Here is a 3,846-nt window from a genome sequence, read left to right on the forward strand (position 1 = left end):
CAACGGCGGCTCGGGGGACGCCGGCCCGGGGAACGGCGGCCTCGGGAGCCCCGACGGCCTTCTCGGCCGCCGCGGTCTCCTCCGGCGCAGCGACGGACGGGTTCTCGGCATCGGCACCGGACGCGGCGGCGAGCCTTTCGGCCGCGCGCGCCTCCCTCCGAGTCAGGGGGACGGTGCTCGAGGTGCCGGGACACTCCTCAGTGCGGGGAATGTCTGGCTTCGACACGCGTGCGGTCTCCTCGTGCTGGTCGTTCGGGGATAGGGGGCCAGCGGGGTGTCCGGCGAGCATCGAGTCTAACGCGGCCCTGCCGGATAACGGAACGGTCACGGTGGATGTGGACGGATGTTCTCCACACGCTCTCGACCCGCGGTGCCAGGATGGGGCGCAACCGGGAAGGAGCTCCTCATGACCGCATCCACCGCCCCCACCGGGCCCGTCCTCGTCGGTGTCGTCGACGGCCAGCGGCCCGAGGTCCTGCGGACCGCCGCGCGCGTCGCCGCCGATGCGGGAGCCTCTCTGCTGCTCGTCTCGGTGTCAGCCGATCCCTACCTGGTCGGCGAGTACGTCGATCCGATGACCGGAGGCATCCCCCTGGGCTTCGTCGGCGCCTCTCCGGATCGCGGCCAGGGTCCGAGCATCCCGCCGGTGCTGCGCGAGACGGCCGAGCACGAGCTCGCCGACAGTGGCGTGCAGTGGTCGCTGCGCGCGGCCCAGGGCGAGCCCGCTCTCGCGCTCGCTCAGGTCGCCGAGGAGGTGGACGCGCGGATGATCGTCGTCGGCACGCGCGACGCCGGCGTGCTCGCGAGCATCGCCGAGTTCCTCAGCGGGAGCGTCGCAGCGCACCTCGCGCATCACCAGCACCGCCCCGTCCTCGTCGTCCCGCGCGCCGACCGCGATCCGTCGCGCCCCGCGCCGTGGGACCTCGCGGAGTGACGCGACCCCTCCACCTCCGGCCCGCGGCGATCCTCCTGGTCGCCGCGGGCGGGCGCGGTCGGCACGGCGGGCCGCGCCGCGGTCGCCGTCTGGCTGCCTCCACTCGGGGCGCTGCCGATCGCGACGGTCCTCGTCAACCTGCTCGGGGCGTTCCTCCTGGGCCTGCTGCTCGAGGGGCTCGCGCGCCGCGGACCCGACGAGGGCGGTCGGCAGACGCTGCGCCTCCTGCTCGGCACGGGCGTGCTCGGCGGCTTCACCACCTACAGCACTTTCTCTCTCGACACGGTGACCCTGCTCGAGGGCGGGCACCTCGCCGAGTCGCTCCTCTACACCGGAGGCACGCTGGTTCTCGGCGGCGCTGCCGCCGCGCTGGGCATCGCAGTCGCGGGTTGCCGACGGGTGGCCGCGTGACTCCGGGGCTGCTCATCGCGGTCGCGCTGGCGGGCGGGCTCGGCTCGGCGGCTCGGCTCGTGCTCGACGGAGTCGCCCGGCAGCTGGTCCCGGTGCGCTGGCCGGTCGGCACAGCGCTGATCAACGTCGTGGGCTCACTGCTGCTCGGAGTCGTCACCGGGCTGGCGCTGACCGGCTCCGTGGACGCGTCGTGGCGGCTCGTGCTGGGCACCGGACTGATCGGCGGCTTCACGACCTTCAGCACTGCGAGCGTCGAGGCGGTGCGGATGCTGCTCGCCGGCCGCTGGACTGCGGGGCTGGGCTACGGGCTCGGAGTGGGAGCACTCGCGTTCGCCGGAGTCGCCGTCGGGCTCGCTCTGACCGGAGTCCGTCCCGGTTGAGCCGCCCCAGCTCGCGGGCCACGGTGGAGCGACTTCCGCGTTCTGACGCGGAAAGCCTCCGCCCCTGACCGTCATCGGGCGCCCGGATCCGCGCCGGATGCGTGAAGATGGGCCAATGACATCCGTGGGGGGCGTTCAGGATCTGCGGTTGGCCGTCGTCGACGACCAGCCGCTCTACCGTCACATGCTCACCTCAATGCTGCGTTCGGTGGCGGGCGTACGGAGCGTCGCCGAGGCGGGATCGGCCGCGGAGGCGCGCTCGACGCTGCGGCCCGCCAAGCTGGACGTCGCGATCCTCGACATCGAGCTCGGAGACGGCGACGGGATCGAGCTCGGCCGGCGATTGCGCAGCACGGCGCCCGAGCTGGGCATCGTCCTGCTCTCAGCGGTCGACGCGATGCACCGCTTCCTCCGGCTTGATCGGAGCGAGGCGCGCGGCTGGAGCTATCTCTCCAAGTCCTCCTCCCTCTCGGCGCCGGCCCTGCTCGCCGCGGTCAGGGCGACCGCCGCCGGCCGCACCGTGCTCGACCCGGCGCTGGTCGCCGCACGGACCGCCCGGCGCGACTCGCCGGTCGCCGGCCTGAGCCCGCGCCAGTACGAGGTGCTGGCGGGTCTCGCCTCCGGGCTGACCAACGCAGCGATCGGCGAGCGGCTGGGCATCGCCGTCCGCTCGGTCGACAACCACGTCAACGCGGTCTACGCGGCGCTCGGAGTGCGCTCGGACGGGCAGCGCAACCCGCGGGTCGATGCGACCCTCCACTTCCTCGAGCACACGGGATGAGCGCGACGTCAGCCGACGAGCGCCAGGACAACCGGATCGTGCTCGGTGCGATGGCCCTGCTCGGCGGGGTCCTCTCGCTACTGGCCGCCCTGCAGTCGGTCTTCGCGCTCGGGATCCTGTCGCAGACCCTCCGCGGCGTCGTCGCCGGCCCGATGCTCGACGTCACCGTGCGGGTGCTCGTCAACGTCACGTCGATCGGCGTCGCGATCGCCGTGGTCGCGGTGCTGCGGCCGGAGCGGCTGTCCGGCCGGCCCCGCGCCATCCGGACCGTGCTGATCGCCGCGGCGGTGGGAGTCGTGCGGTGCAGCCTCCAGGTGCTCGGGGGCGTCTATCCGCCCGGAGCCCTCGACGCCCTGGTGGTCGAGCTGGCCGTGGGCGCGATGGTGGTCGTGCTGATCTGCTCCTACGGTTACCTGCTCGTGCGTGCTGCTCGGCGCGTCCGCGACACGGAGCGGCAGCGCGCTCGCGCCTCCGTGCAGGCGGTCGAGGCGGTGCAGGCACTCCAGCAGGAGGAGCTGCGGGTGCGGCGCGAGGTGGCTCAGAACCTGCACGGGCGCCTCCAGAACACTCTCGTGGTGCTCGCCGCGGAGCTCGCCGCGGTGGCCGACGCCTCCGCTCCCGGCACCGCCGACCGGCTCGCGAGCATCGTCGCGCGCCTCGACCGGCTGCGCGAGGAGGAGGTGCGGGCCGCCGGCCACGCGCTCTACCCCGTCGACATCGAGCACGGACTCGTCGCGGCCGTCCGCGACCTCGTCGCGCGCCTGCCTCCCGAGATCGCCGTCGACCTCGACCTCGGTGGTGTCCGTGCGCTCGAGGCCGAGGGCTGCGAACCGCCGCTCGAGCAGCGGGTGCTGCTCGCGCGGCTGATGGAGGAGGGGGTCACCAACGCGCTCAAGCACGGCGCAGCCCGTTCGCTGCGGCTGCACGGCGCGATCGACGTCGGCACGGTGGTGCTGACGCTCGACGACGACGGCAGCGGCCTCGGCGGCCCGCCGACGCGATCGGGCCTGGAGCGCCTGCATCGGCAGCTCTCGGTCTACGGAGGATCGTTGGAGCTCTCGGCCTCGCCCGCGCTCTCTGGCGCTCGGCTGCTCGTGCGCCTGCCGCTCTGCGACGGGGCGCGGGAGGCGGTCGGCCGGCTGCGCCTGCGCGTCCCGCCTCAGGCGGGGTAGACGAGCAGCGCCTCCGGATCGACGGCGAAGCCGATCTCGCTGCCGGGGGACAGGTCGAGCCGTGCCGCCCGCGCCGGGTCGATGTCGGCTCCCAGCAGTGCGCTGCGCACCCGCACGACGTCGCCCCGCGGCTCCACGTCGGTGATCTCCGCGCGCAGTCCGCCCTCC

7 protein-coding genes are annotated in these 3,846 nt (G+C 74.1%); 5 read left to right on the plus strand and 2 right to left on the minus strand.

Annotated elements, in window-relative coordinates; genetic code table 11:
* The coding region (locus tag ACH61_RS18600) for a hypothetical protein (protein ID WP_236713703.1) at positions 1 to 226 on the minus strand (226 nt) is incomplete at its 3' end.
* Between the two features lie 180 nt (positions 227 to 406).
* Here ACH61_RS18600 and ACH61_RS18000 point away from each other — a divergent pair.
* The 5 genes from ACH61_RS18000 (at position 407) to ACH61_RS14385 (ending at position 3,678) form a co-directional block, all read left to right on the plus strand.
* A complete protein-coding gene (locus ACH61_RS18000; RefSeq protein ID WP_158286121.1) occupies positions 407 to 934 on the plus strand; it encodes a universal stress protein in 528 nt (175 codons plus the stop codon).
* A 93-nt stretch (positions 935 to 1,027) separates the two neighbouring features.
* A complete protein-coding gene (locus tag ACH61_RS17070; protein ID WP_330220183.1) occupies positions 1,028 to 1,345 on the plus strand; it encodes a CrcB family protein in 318 nt (105 codons plus the stop codon).
* The gene (locus ACH61_RS14375) at positions 1,342 to 1,725 is read left to right on the plus strand and encodes a fluoride efflux transporter FluC (protein ID WP_068213344.1); all 384 of its coding nucleotides are present in this window, start codon (positions 1,342 to 1,344) and stop codon (positions 1,723 to 1,725) included. Before ACH61_RS17070 ends, ACH61_RS14375 begins: the two co-directional genes overlap by 4 nt.
* A gap of 115 nt (positions 1,726 to 1,840) precedes the next feature.
* Positions 1,841 to 2,506, plus strand: a complete 666-nt coding sequence (locus tag ACH61_RS14380; RefSeq protein WP_068213345.1) for a response regulator transcription factor — start codon at positions 1,841 to 1,843, stop codon at positions 2,504 to 2,506.
* Positions 2,503 to 3,678 carry a sensor histidine kinase gene (locus ACH61_RS14385; RefSeq protein ID WP_068213348.1) on the plus strand — a complete coding sequence of 392 codons (1,176 nt, stop codon included), beginning with the start codon at positions 2,503 to 2,505 and terminating at the stop codon, positions 3,676 to 3,678. Before ACH61_RS14380 ends, ACH61_RS14385 begins: the two co-directional genes overlap by 4 nt.
* On the opposite strand, the gene ACH61_RS14390 is transcribed toward ACH61_RS14385, so the two are convergent.
* A partial coding sequence (locus tag ACH61_RS14390) for a TOBE domain-containing protein (protein ID WP_153038911.1) occupies positions 3,666 to 3,846 on the minus strand: 181 nt, incomplete at its 5' end. The genes ACH61_RS14385 and ACH61_RS14390 overlap by 13 nt on opposite strands.

Source organism: Rathayibacter tanaceti, assembly GCF_001634385.1.
Lineage (GTDB): Bacteria > Actinomycetota > Actinomycetes > Actinomycetales > Microbacteriaceae > Rathayibacter > Rathayibacter tanaceti.